Below are 15,215 nucleotides of genomic sequence, written 5' to 3' on the forward strand. Positions count from 1 at the left end.
GCGGCCGAAAGGTGGTGCCGTGGAGCCGGTAGACGTGGCGTTCGCGCTTGTGGGCCTGGGCGCTCTGCTCGCGGGCATCCTGCCCCGGGTGCTGGAGCAGCGTCCGCTGTCCATGCCGATCGCCTTCCTCGCCCTCGGCATGCTGGTGTTCCTGCTGCCGGTCGGGCTGCCGACACCCGACCCGCTGGTCCACCCGGAGCTGACCACCCACCTCACCGAGATCGGCGTGATCGTCGCGCTGATGGGCGCCGGGCTCAAGATCGACCGACCGTTGAGTTGGCAGCGGTGGTCGTCCACCTGGCGGCTGCTGGCGATCGCCATGCCCCTGTGCATCGCGGCGGTGGCCCTGCTCGGCTGGTGGTGGGCGGGCCTGGTGCCGGCCGCCGCCCTGTTGTTGGGCGCCGCCCTGGCCCCGACCGATCCGGTGCTCGCCGCCGACGTGCAGGTGGGCGAGCCGACGGACGTGGAGGACTCCGAGGACGAGGTCCGCTTCGCGTTGACCTCGGAAGCCGGCCTCAACGACGGGCTGGCGTTCCCGTTCGTCTACGCCGCCATCGCCATCGCCTCGACCAGCCTCGCCCCGAGCGACTGGATGGCCGAGTGGTTCACCGTGGACGTGCTCTGGAAGGTGGGCGTCGGGGTCGGCGGCGGCGTGCTCATCGGTTGGCTGCTGGGCAAGCTGTTCTTCCGCGCGCCCAGCCAGCTGCGGCTGGCCCGACACGCCGAGGGCTTCCTGGCGCTGGCCGCCACGTTCCTGGCGTACGGGCTGGTGGAGGTGGTCGGCGGGTACGGCTTCCTGGCGGTGTTCGTGGCCGCTCGGGCGATCCGGGCGGCCGAGCGGACCAGTGAGTTCCACTCGGTGCTGCACGACTTCTCCGAGCAGGTCGAACGGCTGCTCACCCTGGTGCTGTTGCTGCTGCTCGGCGGCGCGATCGTGGGTGGCCTGCTGGCGCCGCTGACCTGGCCGGCGGCCGCCGTCGGGTTGGCGCTGGTGTTCCTGATCCGGCCGCTGTTCGGCTGGTTGTCGCTGCGGGGCGCGCCGGGGCGACCGGCCGAGCACTGGGTGATCTCGTTGTTCGGCATCCGCGGTGTCGGCTCGTTCTACTACCTCGCGTACGCCACCACCAAGGGGGACTTCCCGCAGGCCGAGCTGCTGTGGGCGACCGTCGGGCTGGTGGTGCTCGTGTCCGTGGTGGTGCACGGCATCGCGGCGACCCCGGTCATGCAGCTGCTCGACCGGGAGGGCGAACGCACCTCCGACCCGGCCGAGCGCGATGCCGACGCCCGGCCGGTCGCCGCAGCCGGCCACTCCTGAACGAACAGGTCAGACCGGCCGGCCCTGGCTCCGCGCCCGGTCAGGCCAGTCGGGCGGCGATGGCGCGGCCCAGGTCCCGACCGGAGCGCCAGGCGCTCTGCACCCGGGGCTTGCCGAACGCGTCGCCGGCCAGGCCGATCCCGTCGGCATCCAGGTGGTGGGTGTGACGGGTGGGGTCGCCGGTCGGCTTCGCGTACGTCCAGCGGTGCACCCGCACGTCGACGGCCTGCTCGGGCAACCCGAACAGGTCCCGGACGGCCTGCTCGACCGCCGGGCCAGCACCGGTCGGCTGGGCCAGGTGCCCGGCGGCGAATTCCGGCACCGTGTGCGCGACGAGCACCGGAGCGCCGTCACCGCGTCGGTCGCCGTCGTCGCAGACGAGATTGACGACCGGATGGCCGTTGACGAACGCGCCACGGAAGTCCGGCCAGCGCCGCGTCGGGAAGCGCAGCACCACGGCCAGGGACGGCGACCAGCGTTGCGCCTGCACGGCTCGGGTGGCGTCGGTCAGCGCCGGGTCGAGCAGCAGGGCGGCCTGCGGACCGGGCATGGCCAGCGCGACCGCGGCGCACGGTTCGCCGTCCACGGCCGGGCCGGGCTCCACGCCGAGCACCAGCCGATCCACGGTCACCGGCACCTCGCTGGCCAGGTGTTCGACAAGCGAACGCAGCCCACGCGGGGCGGCGAAGCGCATCGGGCCGGGCGCGTCGTGGCGCCCGTTCTCGTCGTACGCCTGGAAGGTGTCGGTCCACTCCCGGACCAGACCGGCGGCGCGCCACTGCTCGGTGACGGCGACGAAGTCCGGGTCGGTGGCGGTGAAGTACGCCGCCCCGATGTCCGCGGGTCGGCCCTCGAAGCGTTTGCTGGCCATCCGGCCACCGCAGACGTGCCCTCGCTCCCGGACCTGCACCGGCACCCCGGCCCGTGTCAACTCCACCGCACAGGCCACCCCGGCGATGCCCGCCCCGACCACCACCACACCCGACCGGTCCACGCTCATTCGATGATCGTAGGTGGCGGTGTTCGGGCATGAACCACCGATGACTGGGTACTGGCACAACTGTTCGAAGAGAGGGTGATGAATGATGACGGACCGCCGCACCGAGCAGGCCGACCAGAACGCCGCGATCAAGGACCCGGACGAGTGGGTGACCGGTGACGAGCCGCCGACCGCCGCCCAGGAGTCCTACCTGGGCACGCTGGCCCGGGAGGCCCACGCGGATCTCCCGGACGACCTGACCAAGGCCGAGGCCTCCAAGCGCATCGACGAGCTCCAGGCCAAGACCGGCCGAGGCCAGTAACCCCGGGTTGCGGGGGCGGTCAGGGACGGGGCAGGGCGTGCAGGCGCACCTCGGTCAGGCTGCCCCCGTGCACCTCGGCGGTGAGGTAGGTGGCGTGGGGTTGTGAGCGCCGGTCGGTGGGCGAGCCGGGGTTGAGCAGGCGCAGACCACCGGGCGCCTCGGTGTCCCAGGGGATGTGCGAGTGCCCGAAGACCAGCACGTCGACATCGGAAAACCGGGCCGCACACCGCTTCTCCCGACCGGTCCGTGGCCCGGTCTCGTGCACCACGGCGACGCGCAGGCCGTCGAGGTCGACCCGGGCCACCTCGGGCAGCCGGGCGCGCAAGGCCGGCCCGTCGTTGTTGCCGTACACCCCGACCAGCCGGCGCGACCGCGCGGTCATCGCGTCGAGCAGCGCCTCGTCCACCCAGTCACCGGCGTGCACCACCAGGTCCGCGGCCTCGATCGCCGCCCAGAGCGGGTCGGGCAGATCCCGGGCCCGCTTCGGTACGTGGGTGTCCGCCGTGAGCACCAACCGCATCCGGCCATTGTCCCCCGTGCCCCGACACCCCGCCCGGGCACGGCTCAGCGACGCAGCCGGCTCAGCGACGCGGCCGGCTCAGCGACGCGGCCGGCTCAGCGATCCGTCGGGGTGAAGTAGGCCGGGGGCATCCCGCACTCGCGCAACGTCGGGTTCCGCTCGACGTCGGTGAGCACTCCGGCGGCATTGATCAGGCCGATGTGCGAGAACGCCTGCGGGAAGTTGCCCAACTGCTCCCCGGTCTGCTGGTCGATCTGCTCGGCGAACAGGCCCAGGTCGTTGACCCGACCAGCCAGATCGCGAAACAACTCGTGCGCCCGGTCCCGCTCGCCGGCCAACGCCAGGCAACTCACCAGCCAGAACGAACAGATGACGAAGCCCGCCGGGTCGCCGTCCCAGCGCCGCAGCAGGCCGTCGTGCGACAGCCGCTGCTCCACCGCGCGGATCGTCGAGCGCATCCGCGGATCGTCGGCCCGCAGGAAACCCACAAGAGGCATCACCAGCGCCGACGCGTCCAACTCGTCGGAATCGAAAGTCCCGGTGTACGACTGGAGCCGGTCGCTCCACCCCCGCTCCAGCACCGCCGCGCGCACCTCGTCGCGGGCCGCCGTCCAGCGAGCCAGGTCCTCCGGCCCGCCGAGCCGGTCGCCGAAGCGGACCGCCCGGTCCAGAGCTACCCAGCACTCCACCTTCGAGGACACGTGGTGATGCTGGACGCCACGCTCCTCCCACATCCCCGCGTCCGGCAACTTCCAGCCCTGCTCGGCCTGATCGGCGAGCACCCGGAGCAGGTGGTAGACCTCGGGGTCGAACGGCTCCAGCCTGTCGCGCATCAGCCAGGCGGCGTCCATGGCCGCGCCGTAGATGTCGTTCTGGCGCTGCCGCCACGCATCGTTGCCGATCACCACCGGCGGGCTGTCGCGGTAACCGCCGAGCTGGTCCAGGCGATGCTCGGTGAGGTCCCGTTCCCCCAGCACCCCGTACATGATGGGCACCGGCTGGTCCTCGATCCGGCCCATCGCCCGACCCAACCAGGCGAACTGTCGCCGCACCTCGTCGAAGCAGGCCGAGCGCCACAGTGCCCGCAGGGTGTGGCTGAAGTCGCGCACCCAGACGTAGCGGTAGTCGTAGTTGCGGTTCCCGCCGAGCTCCTCCGGCAACGAGGTGGTCACCGAGGCCACCACCGCGCCGCTGGGCCGGTACGTCATGCCCTGCACCACCAGTCCGCTGCGCCGTACCTGCTCGGCGTAGAGCCCCTGGTACTGGTGCGAGGCGGCCCAGGACCGCCAGCCGGCAACGGTGTCGGCGATGGTCTCGTCGGCGTCCGGAACCTCCGGCAGTGGGGAGTCGTAGGTCGGGGCGTACCCGAGGGTGAAGTTGTGGGTCGTGCCGGCACGGACGGTGAACGTCGCGGTGGCCTCGCCGTCGTCGCCGCACGTCAACCGCACGTCGCTGCGGAACGTGAGCCGCGCGGCCCCGGCGATGGCCTCCAGCATGTCGTCCCGCTCGACCAGGTACGCGATGGTGCGCCCGTACTCGAAGCGCGGCCGGTAGTGCACCCGCATCGGCACCACACCGGAGAGCCCCTGCACGCTACGAACCAGTACCTGCGGCGGGTGCATCCCGATGTCATGACGTCGCGAGCCGGGCTCGAAGGCGAGCGCGTCGGTCAGTGCCACCGCACCCTGCGCGGTGCGGAAGACCGTCCGCAGCACAAGGGTGTCGTTGAGGTAGCAGCGTTCGACGGAATAGTCGCCCTCCGGTCGGATCGACCAGTGCCCGGCACCATCGTCGAGCAACCGCCCAAACACCGAGGGGGCGTCGAACCGACCCGGGCACCACCAGTTCACCGAGCCCGAGGAGTCCACCAACGCCGCGCTGCGCCCGTCGGCGAGGAAACCGTAGTCGCTGATCTGTCCGCTCTCCACCTGGGTGTCTACCCGGACAACCCGCGCACATGCCCGGCGGCGGGGGCTGGCGCGCAGCGTGCTGTCCGGCGTTACCGGTCGGCGTGGGCGGGAACCCCGGAAGCTGACGAGGGAGGATGCTCATGACGTCAGCTTCGGGGCCGACCGCCGCATGGCGGCCCGGCGCACAGGATGGCGACCTGCTTCCATCCGGGCCCGCCGGCCACCTGTCGACACCGTCCGGCAACGGCCACGGGCCGGAGACCGGCCCGCCGACCGTGACGATCGGCTCGTACCCGGACTATCCGGCCGCACAGCGGGTCGTTGACTATCTGGCCGACAATCGCTTTCCGGTGGAGCACACCGCCATCGTCGGCACCAACCTCACCCTGGTGGAGACGGTGCTCGGGCGGATGACCACCGGTCGAGCCGCACTGCTCGGCGCCGGCACCGGCGCCTGGTTCGGACTCTTCATCGGCCTACTGTTCGGCATCTTCACCGTCGGCAACTGGCTGGCGGTGATCCTGGTCGGGCTGGTCATCGGCGCGATCTGGGGTGCCGTGTTCGGCGCGGTCGCACACGCGATGACGGGCGGGCAGCGCGACTTCACCTCGGCCAGCTCACTACGCGCCGGCCAGTACGCGGTGACCGTCGACGCGCAGCTCGCCGACCAGGCCCGACAGCTGATGGGTCGGATGCAGGTGCCGGGCGCGGCCGCCAACCGCTGAGCGACGACCGACCGGCCGCCCGTTCCGGCAGCACCCGGGGCGGGCGGCCGTTCAGTCGTGGTACGTCAACTCGCCGGCGCGGATCTCGACCTCGACCCGGTTCTCCGGCGGCGCCAGGGGGCACGCCCAGCGGTCGTCGTACGCGCAGCTGGGGTTGTAGAGGTAGTTGGCGTCCAGGCGGACCCGGTCGCCGGGCAGCAGCTCGACACCTCGACCGAAGGTGCCCTTCACCGTGTCGGTGAGGTAGCGGCCGCCCCCGTAGGTCCCCCGACCGCAGGTGCCGTCGCGCAGCGGCACGAACAGCCCACCGCCGTACGCCTCGATCCACCACAGGGTCAGCGGCCCCCACGGCGTCTCGGCCACCGCCAGCCGCCGGTACGCGACCACCCCGTCCGGGCCGCCGGTGTCGATCCGCAGCTCGCCGCTCGCCGACCGCAGGGACGCCTCGACCACGGCTTGCGGGTTGGGCGGGAAGTAGCGCACCCCGGAGAAGCCCGGCCGCTCCGCCGCGGGAATCGGGCTCTGCGGGTGGGTGGCGAAGAGGTCGTCGCGGCCGGCTCGGAACCCGGTGAGGTCGACGTCGGACAGGTACAGCCGAGCCACCCGCTCCCGCCAGTCGGCCAGCTCCAGATCGTTCAACATGGCGGTGACTCCTGATCGAACGACAGTTCTCCGGACCGGATGGGTTTGCCACAGGCACGACACCGGACGTCGGCGACGAAGACCTGGCCGCAGACGTCGTGGATGAAGTCGACTCTGGGCACGTTGCCCTCGCTGTACGTGTCACCCCAGCGCTTGAGCACGAGGATGACCTGCCCGAGGTCCTTGCCCTTCTGGGTGAGTTCGTACCCCGCGACTTTGCCGTTCTCGCTGGCACGGGTCTGGAGAATGCCGGATTCGGCCAGTTTTCGCAGTCGGGCGGCGAGAACGTCCCTGGGTGCGCCGACGGCCCGGAGGATCTCGGTGTACCGCGAGGCACCGAACGCGAGTGCTCGCACGATGTGCAGCGACCACCTGTCATTGACCGCGTCGAGCGCCACAGCGAGGGCGTCCCGCTCTGGTTTGATTTTCAAACCGTCGGTGCTACGGTTCGTTTGGTTGGACATTCAAACCACACTACCCGAGGAAGCACCCATGACGTCGCCACCCGATTCCCGTACCGACAGAGCGTTGCCCGTCGTCACCCAGCGCCGCGCCTGGACAACGCTCGTGATCACCGGGCTGATCATCGGCACCGCGTTCATCGCGATCTACGTCGGACTGCAACGCAACCCTCAGCCGAGCCGGCTGCCGATCGCCGTCGTCACCGGGCAACTGTCGACCACCGCGCGGGCGGGGTTCGGCAACGCCGCAGCCATCACCGAGGTCGCGAGCGTCGCGGACGGCGAGGTTATGGTGCGGCACGGCGACGCCGTCGCCGTCCTCGGCGCGACCTCCCCCACCAGCCTGACACTCGACTACGCGGGTGCGAGCGGGTTCAGCGAGAGCGGGGCCGCGCGTCAGCTCGCGGCCGGTCTCGCGCAGAAGGCTGGGGCCACCGTCCAAGAGCACGACATCGTGCCGCTGGCGACCTACGACAGCCGAGGCCTGTCCGCCTTCTACGTGGTGTTCGGCGTCACCCTCTCGTCGTTCGTCCTCGCGCAAGGGCTCACCGCGGCCACCGCGAAGGTGCGCCTCCGTCACCGCCTCTATGCGATGGGCGGATTCGCCGTCGCGATCGGTGTGATCGCGGCGACCGTCGCGGGTCCGGTCTACGGGTCACTGACCGCCCCGTTCCCGCTGCTCGCGATCTCGCTCATCCTCCTGTCCGCCGCGAGCGCCTTCACCACGAAGGCTCTCGGGGCCTGGCTCGGCCCGGCAGGCATCGCCCTCGCCGTGCTCACCCTCACCACGATTGGCAACGCGACGAGCGGAGCGACGATCGGGATCGACCTGCTACCGGGGTGGGCGCAGGCGATCTCGGGGAAACTTCCGCCGGGCGCGGCCGTGCGGGCAGTCAACAACTTCGGCTACTTCGACGGCGCACACACGGTGGCGCCCCTCGTCATCCTCGCCGCCTGGTTCCTGTCGGGCCTCGGTCTCGTCCTGCTCCGGCAGCGGGCCGCGCAGCGACGCCCACTCGCCGCAGAGGTGCAACGATGACCGCCCGAACCAGCCCGGTGCCCCAACCTTGACCGCAGCCCTCGGTCGCCGGGTCGGGTGGGCAGGGCACGCGTGCCCGCCCGGCCGTCAGCGTGGTGACGGCCAGTTGCTCAGGACCGCGTCGAGGGCGTCCAGGGTGCGCGACCACGAGTCGTCCGTCGCTCGCGGGGTGTGCCGGAAGCCGCCGGTGCGCTCCAGGCTGACGAACCCGTGGAACGTGCTGTGCATCATCCGGACGGCGTCGGTCTGGTCGGGCTCGGCGAGCCGGTAGCCGCGCAGGATCGCCCGGGTCATCTCGGCGTGTCGGACGCCCGCGCTCGCCGCGGCGGTCTCCGGGTCCAGGTCGATCTGCATGGCGGCGTACCGGCCCGGGTGCTGTGTCGCGTAGTCCCGGTAGGCGTTGCCAAACGCCACCAGCGCGTCCTTGCCGGCGCGGCCGGCGAGCGCGGCGCCCACCCGATCGGCCAGTTCCGCCAGCGCCAGCAGGGCGATCCGGACCCGCAGGTCCTGTGCGTTCCTGAGGTGGAAGTACAGGCTCGCGTCCTTCACCCCGAAGTGGCGGGCGAGCGCGGCGACTGTCACGTTGTCCAGGCCCACCTCGTCGGCCAGCTCGGCCCCGGCCAGCGTCAGCCGTTCGACGGTCACCCCGGCACGTGGCATACAGCACTCTCCCAACCTAGCCGTAATAATCGCTTGCCTAGGAGAGCTAGGCTACTACCTATGTTGGTCCTGACCGAATCCGCCATCCGCGCGTCCTTCGTCAACTGCAGCCGGGGCGAGGCGAAGCGGCTGACCGTACCCAACGATCTTGCGATGCGCCCCTGGGACGATCTCGACTTTCTCGGCTGGCGGGACCCCTCCGCTCCGCAGCGGGCCTATCTGGTCGCCGAGACCGACGGCAAGCTGACCGGGGTGGTGCTGCGGGCCGCGAAGCACCAGATGGGGCGCGTGCGGCACAGCATGTGCTCGTTCTGCCTGACCACGCACCTCGGCGGCGGCGTCTCGCTGATGACCGCCCCCAAGGCCGGCCCGAGCGGACGCCAGGGTGACTCCGTGGGCACGTACCTGTGCTCGGACCTGGCCTGTTCGCTGTATCTGCGCGGGAAGAAGCACGCCGGGCCTCCCGCGCCCGAGCCACTGCCCCTGCCGGAGCGGATCGGGCGCGTCCAGACCGCCCTCGCGACGTTCCTCCGCAAGGTCACCGAGTGACGGCTCGGCGCGACCGGGCCGAAGCGTGTTCGGACCCCGACTACCTGTCGGTCGACAGACGGGCGTGCAGGTGCTCGTCGTAGCGGCGGCCGTCGCCGTAGCGGTGCGACTCGCGCAGCGTGCCCTCGGCTAGGTAGCCGGCGCGCTCGGCGACCCGGCAGGACGCCGGGTTGGCCACTGCGTGACACAGTTCCAACCGGTGCAACCGCAGGTCGCTGAACGCCCAGTCGGTGAGCCGGGTGACGGCCCGCACCGCCACCTGCCGCCCGCGCGCCGCCGGCGCCGTCCAGTACCCGATGGACGCGTCGTCGTGGTGGATGCTGTGCAGCGACACCGAGCCCAGCAGTTTCCCGTCGGCCGCCGAGGCCACCGCCAGGGAGACGTGGTCACCGGCAGACCAGTCGGCCCGGCGGCGGACCCAGAGCAGTGCGGCCTGATCGTCGATCGGGCCGCCACCCTGCGGGTTCCACTGGGCGATGGCGGGGTCGAGCAGGGCTTCGCGCACCGCCGGAGCGTCCTCGTCTCGCCAGGGGCGCAGCAGCAGGTCGGCGGTGGTGAGCTCCAGGTGTGCCACGAGGCCGGAGTCTGACACATCGCAGGGCCGTCGCACCGTTGATGTTGCCTCCGCTTCCTTCAAGTTTGCAGGAACCGGCCGTTCGCCGGCCGGAACGTGACCCAGGCAACGCTCAACCGCAGTATTTAAATTTTGAAGAAGTGCTATCGTCATGGTCATGACCGAGAGCCTGGACCGCACCCGAGAGGCCGCCTGGCGCGCCTACATCGAGGCCAGCCAGCGTCTCTACACCCAGTTGGAAGAGGACCTGCGCGCCGACAGCGAGCTGAGCTTCCCCGACTACCACGTGCTGGTCCTGCTCTCCGAGGCACCCGGGCAACGGCTGCGGATGGGCGAGTTGGCCAACCGGCTCATCTTCTCGCCCAGCCGACTGACATACCAGATCTCCTCCATGCAGCGCCGCGGCCTGGTCAGCAGAGAGCCCTGCCCGGACGACCGACGCGGCAGCGAGGCGGTGCTCACCGCCGCCGGGCTGCTCGCCCTGTCCGAAGCCGCACCGCACCACCTGGCGTCGGTTCGGGCCCACCTCATGGACGACCTCGACGACGCCGAGGTCGCCTGCCTCACCCGGGTCTTCGACCGGCTCGGCCGCCGCCTGCGCGCGGCCCGGACCGCCTCGTCCACCCACGCCACCCGCTAAGGAGCTCCCGATGCCCGCGATCACCGTCGACAACGTCGTTGTCCTGCCGCGCCTGCCCCAACTCGGCGAGAACACCGCTTTCCGCAAGGTCCGCACGGTGACCACCGCGCCCAGCGGCTTCGAGGGTGAGGGCTTCCCGGTCCGTCGCGCCTTCGCCGGGGTGTCGACCACCGACCTGGACCCGTTCATCCACCTCGACCAGATGGGCGAGGTCGACTACGCGCCGGGCGAGCCCAAGGGCACCCCGTGGCACCCGCACCGCGGCTTCGAGACCGTCACGTACATCATCGACGGCATCTTCGACCACCAGGACTCCAACGGCGGTGGTGGCACCATCACCGACGGCGACACCCAGTGGATGACGGCGGGCAGCGGCCTGCTGCACATCGAGGCGCCGCCGGAGCACCTGGTGATGAGCGGTGGGCTGTTCCACGGCACCCAGCTCTGGGTCAACCTGCCCCGCTCGGCCAAGATGAACCCGCCCCGCTACCAGGACATCCGGGGCCGGCAGTCGGCGCTGCTCACCACACCCGACGGCGGCGCGCTGATCCGGGTCATCGCCGGTGAGATCGCCGGGCACCGCGGCCCGGGGTCGACGTTCACGCCGATCACCATCACCCACGTCACGGTGCAGCCGGGTGCGCAGGTCGACCTGCCCTGGCAGCCCGACTTCAACGCCCTGGTGTACGTGCTGGGCGGCCGGGGCACGGTCGGCACCGAGCGGCGGCCGGTCCGCACCGGCCAGCTCGCGGTGCACGGCCCGGGTGACGCGCTGCGGTTCGCCGCCGACACCGCGCAGGACAGCAACACCCCGGCGCTGGACCTCTACATCATGGGCGGCAAGCCGATCCGGGAGCCGGTGGCGCAGTACGGCCCGTTCGTGATGAACACCCGCGACGAACTGCTCCAGGCGTTCGACGACTTCAAGGCCGGTCGACTCGGCGTGATCCCCACCGAGCGGCTGCCGCACACCGGCGGGCAGGGCACCCGGCCCTGACCCCGCCTCGGCACTGAGATCGGCGCCGGCGCCCCCGGTTCACCACGGGCGCGCCGGCGCCGCCTCAGGAGACCGCAAAAATCCCGGCGACACCAAGAATCACCATCACCAACACCGCTACCAGCGCACCCCGTTCGCTCTCCACCGCTGGCTCGCGGTACTCGGTCCCGGGGTTCGTTGTGTCGCGGGGCATGGTGTGGCCTCCTCGGCTGTTGTCGCGTCGTTGCGATGGCGTTGGCCAGGTCACCGGTGTGCCGGGCTGGCGTGCGGACCCGCGTCGGGGGTCCTACCGTGAGGACGTAGTCGACCTCCGGGGGGCTGGACGTGCCGTTACAAGACTGGTTCCTCACCGCGCAGGAACGCGCCAACCCGGTCTCTGGGTTACCCGTCTCGACCAGGGGAAACCTCGCTGAGCCGCTGATTCACGGTGCCGCCTACTTCGACCGGCTGGTCGACGAGGTGCAGGCGCTGGGAGCCGGCGACCACCTGTTCTTCACCGACTGGCGCGGTGACCCGGACCAGCGGCTGCGTCCGGACGGTCCGACCGTCGCCCAGCTCTTCGCCCAGGCCGCCCAACGCGGCGTGGTGGTCAAGGGACTGATCTGGCGCTCGCACCTCGACGTGCTCGCCTACAGCGAGGCGGAAAATCGCGACCTCAGCGAGACGATCTCCGCAGCCGGCGGCGAGGTGCTGCTCGACCAGCGGGTCCGCCGCGGCGGCTCGCACCACCAGAAGCTCGTGGTGCTGCGGCACCTGGACGCACCCGAACGCGACGTCGCGTTCGCCGGCGGAATCGACCTGTGCCACAGCCGACGCGACGACGCCGCTCACCACGGTGATCCGCAGCCGGTCCAGATGTCCCCCCGGTACGGCCCCAACCCGCCCTGGCACGACGTCCAGCTCGCGGTGCGTGGCCCGGTGGTCGGCGCGCTGGACACGCTGTTCCGGGAACGCTGGACCGACCCGATGCCACTGGACTCGGAGAACCCGATGGCCTACCTGCGGGACCGGTTGCGCGGCGCGGACCTGCGGCCGGATCCGCTGCCCGAGCAACCCGCCGACCCGCCCGAATGTGGTCCCCACCAGATCCAGGTGCTGCGCACCTACCCCGCCGTCCGCCCGCGTTACTCGTTCGCCCCCGACGGCGAGCGGACCGTGGCCCGGGGTTACACCAAGGCGGTACGCCGCGCCCGCCGGCTCATCTACCTGGAGGACCAGTATCTGTGGTCGGCCGAGGTGGCGGACCTGTTCGCGCACGCGCTGCGGGACAATCCGGAGCTGCACCTCGTCGCGGTGGTGCCCCGGCACCCGGACGTGGACGGCCGGTTGGCGCTGCCGCCGAACATGGTCGGCCGCGAGCAGGCGCTGTCGCTGTGCGAGCGGGCCGCACCGGACCGGGTGCACGTGTTCGACGTGGAGAACCACGCCGGCGACCCGGTCTACGTGCACGCGAAGGTGTGCGTGGTCGACGATGTCTGGGCCAGCGTCGGCAGCGACAACTTCAACCGCCGGTCCTGGACGCACGACAGCGAGTTGTCCTGCGCGGTGCTCGACGACACCCGCGACCAGCGGGCGCCCACCGACCCGGCGGGCCAGGGCGACGGCGCGCGGACCTTCGCCCGGGACCTGCGGCTACGGCTCTGGCGCGAGCACCTCGACCGGGATCCGGAGGGCGCCGACGACGCCGACCTGCTCGACCCGGCGGACGCCGTCGAGGCTGTCACGGCCGCCGCCGACGCGCTGCAACTGTGGTACGACGACGGCCAGGTGGGCGAGCGACCGCCCGGCCGGCTGCGCCCGCACCGCCCCGAGCGGCTGCCGTGGTACACCCGCGCCTGGGCGCTGCCGGTGTACCGGCTGGTCTACGACCCGGATGGCAGGCCGCTGCGGGCGAGGCTGGCCGGCACCTGGTGAGTCGACCGGAGCGGCTCCGCCGCTGCGGCGACGACCGGATGCACGCTCAACCCACCGGGGTAGGCGAACGAGGAGCGCGGCGAGTAGTAGCCGAAGCCGATGGTCAGTGGGTTGGCCGGGCGGAGCGCGTACATCGGATGCCCCGGCTGGAGGAACTCCACCGACTCGATCTCGAACGGGGCGACCGGTTCGGCGACGAACGGGTAGACCGAGCTGAGGAGCTGGCCGTCGCGGCGGGTGAAGTAGCGATGGTGACCGCTGCTGATCGCGTGGCCGGTCTCCCCCACCCGGCACCGTGCCCGGATCAACGTCGTCCCGCCGATGTCCGTCTCGGAAAGCAGGGCCTCGCCGCGCACCTCGATCCGGGTCCGGCCGGTCAACACCGGAGCACCGCGGGCGGCGGCGTAGTCACGGACCCGCCTGCTGGAGGCCACGTAGGTGGTCCACCAGCCGCCCGGGTTGAGCCCACCGGGGGCGTCGACGCCGAGTAGCGAGACGCCAAGATAGGTCAGCGAGTACGCGCCGAAGCCGGAGGTCTGCGTCTCGTCCTCGACGATGTACTGGTTGAGGAACACCTGGTGGTCGGGGCGCGGGCACAGGCCGGGTGGGACCAGTGCGGCGACGGCGTCCGGGTCGGCCGGAATCCAGCTGAAATAGAGCGTGCGGCTGTTCACGACGAGCTGGGGAGCGGCTGGATCGAGCACGGCGCCTCCGAACCGGGTGTGTACACGCGACGCTACGGCCGGTCCCACCGGCGGGACAACGACGGATAGTCGACACTCCTGTCCAGCTGTCGGATTTCATGTTGACCACACGGCCGATGCGGCGGGTCCATCCGGATAGGCCGGCCGGCTGAGCGGCTGAGCAGCGCCACCAATGGGTAAGGGTGACGACAACCCTCCCGCCACGCGCCCTATTTAAACCCTTTTGTGGCGCGACACGCCTTAAGTGCGTCAACCTTTCGGCTAGATTTCGGGGAGACGATCAGGTTAGAGTGAGTCCCGAACGGCCCATTGAGAGTTAAACCAAAGCGTCACACCTTTTTGTCCGCGGACAAGGTGCAGGGAGGACCACCCATGACCGCGCCAACGATCACCGAGCAGCCGAGCACCACGGCGAAGGCCAGCACCAAGCTTGACCCGCGCGCACTCACCGACAGCGCCGCCGACCTGCTCAACGCCATGGCGGCGCTGCCCGCCAACCACCCGTCGCGCGCCGCACTGCGGGACCGCGCCATCGAGGCCTGGCTGCCGCTGGCCAACCACCTGGCCCACCGCTACAGCGGCCGCGGCGAGCCGACCGACGACCTGGCCCAGACCGCCGCGGTCGGCCTGATCAAGGCCATCGACAAGTTCGACCCGTCCCGCGGTGTCGACTTCGCCGGGTACGCGATCCCCACCATCATCGGCGAGCTCAAGCGGCACTTCCGGGACCGCACCTGGGACATCCGGGTGCCCCGCCGGCTCCAGGAGCTGCGGCTGGCCATCTCCGACGCCAACAGCTCGCTCCTGCAGACCCTCGGCCGCTCGCCGACGGTCGCCGACATCGCCGCCCACCTCAAGCTCACCGAGGAAGAGGTCCTGGAGGGCCTGGAGGGCGCCCGCGCGTACAACGCGGTGTCGCTGTCCACCCCGACCGGTGACGGCGAGCGGGCCACCGAGCTGGGTGACATGCTCGGCGGCGAGGACAACGAGTTCGAGATCGCGGAGCTGCGGGTCGCTCTCGGCCCGGCGCTGGCCACCCTCGACGAGCGCGAGCAGAAGATCCTCACGCTCCGCTTCTACGGCAACCTGACCCAGTCGCAGATCGCCGACCAGATCGGTGTCTCGCAGATGCACGTCTCCCGGCTGTTGACCCGGGCGCTGACCAAGCTGCGCGGTCAGCTCGACGGCACGTACTGAGGTAGCGACGACGGTGGGCCGGGTCTGTCGACCCGGCCCACCGTCGTACCCGGAGGCACCCGCGCCG

At 71.2% G+C, this 15,215-nt stretch carries 17 protein-coding genes; 9 read left to right on the forward strand and 8 right to left on the reverse strand.

Annotation, left to right across the window (positions count from 1 at the left end):
- Nucleotides 1-19 precede the first annotated feature (19 nt).
- Nucleotides 20-1,315, forward strand: a complete 1,296-nt coding sequence (locus ACFYPM_RS12725; protein ID WP_387194923.1) for a cation:proton antiporter — start codon at nt 20-22, stop codon at nt 1,313-1,315.
- Between the two features lie 40 nt (nt 1,316-1,355).
- On the opposite strand, the gene ACFYPM_RS12730 is transcribed toward ACFYPM_RS12725, so the two are convergent.
- Nucleotides 1,356-2,294 (reverse strand): NAD(P)/FAD-dependent oxidoreductase, encoded by a 939-nt coding sequence (locus ACFYPM_RS12730; RefSeq protein WP_387195439.1) that lies wholly within the window; start codon nt 2,292-2,294, stop codon nt 1,356-1,358.
- 103 nt (nt 2,295-2,397) lie between these two features.
- Here ACFYPM_RS12730 and ACFYPM_RS12735 point away from each other — a divergent pair, with 103 nt between their 5' ends.
- On the forward strand, nt 2,398-2,616 hold the full coding sequence (locus ACFYPM_RS12735) for a DUF3072 domain-containing protein (RefSeq protein WP_387194926.1): 219 nt from the start codon (nt 2,398-2,400) through the stop codon (nt 2,614-2,616).
- Between the two features lie 19 nt (nt 2,617-2,635).
- Here the strand turns inward: ACFYPM_RS12735 and ACFYPM_RS12740 are convergent, their stop codons facing one another.
- Both ACFYPM_RS12740 and ACFYPM_RS12745 read right to left on the reverse strand, forming a co-directional pair.
- The gene (locus ACFYPM_RS12740) at nt 2,636-3,136 is read right to left on the reverse strand and encodes a metallophosphoesterase family protein (RefSeq protein ID WP_387194929.1); all 501 of its coding nucleotides are present in this window, start codon (nt 3,134-3,136) and stop codon (nt 2,636-2,638) included.
- Between the two features lie 95 nt (nt 3,137-3,231).
- Complete coding sequence (locus ACFYPM_RS12745; RefSeq protein ID WP_387194932.1) at nt 3,232-5,064, reverse strand: glycoside hydrolase family 15 protein; 1,833 nt, start codon at nt 5,062-5,064, stop codon at nt 3,232-3,234.
- 122 nt (nt 5,065-5,186) lie between these two features.
- On the opposite strand from ACFYPM_RS12745, the gene ACFYPM_RS12750 reads away from it, so the two are divergent.
- Nucleotides 5,187-5,771, forward strand: a complete 585-nt coding sequence (locus ACFYPM_RS12750) for a general stress protein (protein WP_387194935.1) — start codon at nt 5,187-5,189, stop codon at nt 5,769-5,771.
- 51 nt (nt 5,772-5,822) lie between these two features.
- Here ACFYPM_RS12750 and ACFYPM_RS12755 read toward each other — a convergent pair whose 3' ends face one another.
- Together ACFYPM_RS12755 and ACFYPM_RS12760 are read right to left on the reverse strand one after the other, a co-directional pair.
- Complete coding sequence (locus ACFYPM_RS12755; protein WP_387195442.1) at nt 5,823-6,410, reverse strand: DUF1684 domain-containing protein; 588 nt, start codon at nt 6,408-6,410, stop codon at nt 5,823-5,825.
- Nucleotides 6,407-6,844 (reverse strand): winged helix-turn-helix transcriptional regulator, encoded by a 438-nt coding sequence (locus ACFYPM_RS12760; protein WP_387194938.1) that lies wholly within the window; start codon nt 6,842-6,844, stop codon nt 6,407-6,409. The genes ACFYPM_RS12755 and ACFYPM_RS12760 overlap by 4 nt, the downstream gene beginning before the upstream one ends.
- 61 nt (nt 6,845-6,905) lie before the next feature.
- On the opposite strand from ACFYPM_RS12760, the gene ACFYPM_RS12765 reads away from it, so the two are divergent.
- Nucleotides 6,906-7,913, forward strand: coding sequence for a hypothetical protein (locus ACFYPM_RS12765; protein WP_387194941.1), 1,008 nt, complete (start codon nt 6,906-6,908; stop codon nt 7,911-7,913).
- An 87-nt stretch (nt 7,914-8,000) separates the two neighbouring features.
- Here ACFYPM_RS12765 and ACFYPM_RS12770 read toward each other — a convergent pair whose 3' ends face one another.
- On the reverse strand, nt 8,001-8,573 hold the full coding sequence (locus tag ACFYPM_RS12770; protein ID WP_387194944.1) for a TetR/AcrR family transcriptional regulator: 573 nt from the start codon (nt 8,571-8,573) through the stop codon (nt 8,001-8,003).
- A gap of 60 nt (nt 8,574-8,633) precedes the next feature.
- On the opposite strand from ACFYPM_RS12770, the gene ACFYPM_RS12775 reads away from it, so the two are divergent.
- Entirely contained in the window at nt 8,634-9,122 is a 489-nt protein-coding gene (locus ACFYPM_RS12775) for an FBP domain-containing protein (RefSeq protein WP_387194947.1), read from the forward strand.
- A gap of 40 nt (nt 9,123-9,162) precedes the next feature.
- Here ACFYPM_RS12775 and ACFYPM_RS12780 read toward each other — a convergent pair whose 3' ends face one another.
- Entirely contained in the window at nt 9,163-9,696 is a 534-nt protein-coding gene (locus tag ACFYPM_RS12780) for a GNAT family N-acetyltransferase (protein ID WP_387194950.1), read from the reverse strand.
- A gap of 157 nt (nt 9,697-9,853) precedes the next feature.
- On the opposite strand from ACFYPM_RS12780, the gene ACFYPM_RS12785 reads away from it, so the two are divergent.
- The 3 genes from ACFYPM_RS12785 to ACFYPM_RS12795 all read left to right on the forward strand — a co-directional run bounded on the left by ACFYPM_RS12785 (nt 9,854) and on the right by ACFYPM_RS12795 (nt 13,247).
- Entirely contained in the window at nt 9,854-10,336 is a 483-nt protein-coding gene (locus tag ACFYPM_RS12785; protein ID WP_387194953.1) for a MarR family winged helix-turn-helix transcriptional regulator, read from the forward strand.
- A gap of 10 nt (nt 10,337-10,346) precedes the next feature.
- Entirely contained in the window at nt 10,347-11,333 is a 987-nt protein-coding gene (locus tag ACFYPM_RS12790; protein WP_387194956.1) for a pirin family protein, read from the forward strand.
- 324 nt (nt 11,334-11,657) lie between these two features.
- On the forward strand, nt 11,658-13,247 hold the full coding sequence (locus tag ACFYPM_RS12795; protein ID WP_387194958.1) for a phospholipase D family protein: 1,590 nt from the start codon (nt 11,658-11,660) through the stop codon (nt 13,245-13,247).
- Here the strand turns inward: ACFYPM_RS12795 and ACFYPM_RS12800 are convergent.
- A complete protein-coding gene (locus ACFYPM_RS12800) occupies nt 13,196-13,951 on the reverse strand; it encodes a hypothetical protein (RefSeq protein ID WP_387194961.1) in 756 nt (251 codons plus the stop codon). The two genes, ACFYPM_RS12795 and ACFYPM_RS12800, sit on opposite strands and share 52 nt — an antisense overlap.
- Before the next feature lie 372 nt (nt 13,952-14,323).
- On the opposite strand from ACFYPM_RS12800, the gene ACFYPM_RS12805 reads away from it, so the two are divergent.
- Nucleotides 14,324-15,148, forward strand: a complete 825-nt coding sequence (locus ACFYPM_RS12805; protein WP_387194964.1) for a SigB/SigF/SigG family RNA polymerase sigma factor — start codon at nt 14,324-14,326, stop codon at nt 15,146-15,148.
- Nucleotides 15,149-15,215: the final 67 nt, after the last annotated feature.

Origin of the sequence: Micromonospora sp. NPDC005203 (genome assembly GCF_042872705.1) — a bacterium.
Classification (GTDB): Bacteria; Actinomycetota; Actinomycetes; order Mycobacteriales; family Micromonosporaceae; genus Micromonospora.

Excerpts from the sequence above, each read along its gene's own strand:
- ACFYPM_RS12735 (WP_387194926.1), top strand. The coding sequence starts at position 2,398 with ATGATGACGGACCGCCGCACCGAGCAGGCCGACCAGAACGCCGCGATC.
- ACFYPM_RS12740 (WP_387194929.1), bottom strand. The coding sequence starts at position 3,136 with ATGCGGTTGGTGCTCACGGCGGACACCCACGTACCGAAGCGGGCCCGG.
- ACFYPM_RS12750 (WP_387194935.1), top strand. The coding sequence starts at position 5,187 with ATGACGTCAGCTTCGGGGCCGACCGCCGCATGGCGGCCCGGCGCACAG.
- ACFYPM_RS12765 (WP_387194941.1), top strand. The coding sequence starts at position 6,906 with ATGACGTCGCCACCCGATTCCCGTACCGACAGAGCGTTGCCCGTCGTC.
- ACFYPM_RS12770 (WP_387194944.1), bottom strand. The coding sequence starts at position 8,573 with ATGCCACGTGCCGGGGTGACCGTCGAACGGCTGACGCTGGCCGGGGCC.
- ACFYPM_RS12775 (WP_387194947.1), top strand. The coding sequence starts at position 8,634 with ATGTTGGTCCTGACCGAATCCGCCATCCGCGCGTCCTTCGTCAACTGC.
- ACFYPM_RS12785 (WP_387194953.1), top strand. The coding sequence starts at position 9,854 with ATGACCGAGAGCCTGGACCGCACCCGAGAGGCCGCCTGGCGCGCCTAC.
- ACFYPM_RS12790 (WP_387194956.1), top strand. The coding sequence starts at position 10,347 with ATGCCCGCGATCACCGTCGACAACGTCGTTGTCCTGCCGCGCCTGCCC.
- ACFYPM_RS12805 (WP_387194964.1), top strand. The coding sequence starts at position 14,324 with ATGACCGCGCCAACGATCACCGAGCAGCCGAGCACCACGGCGAAGGCC.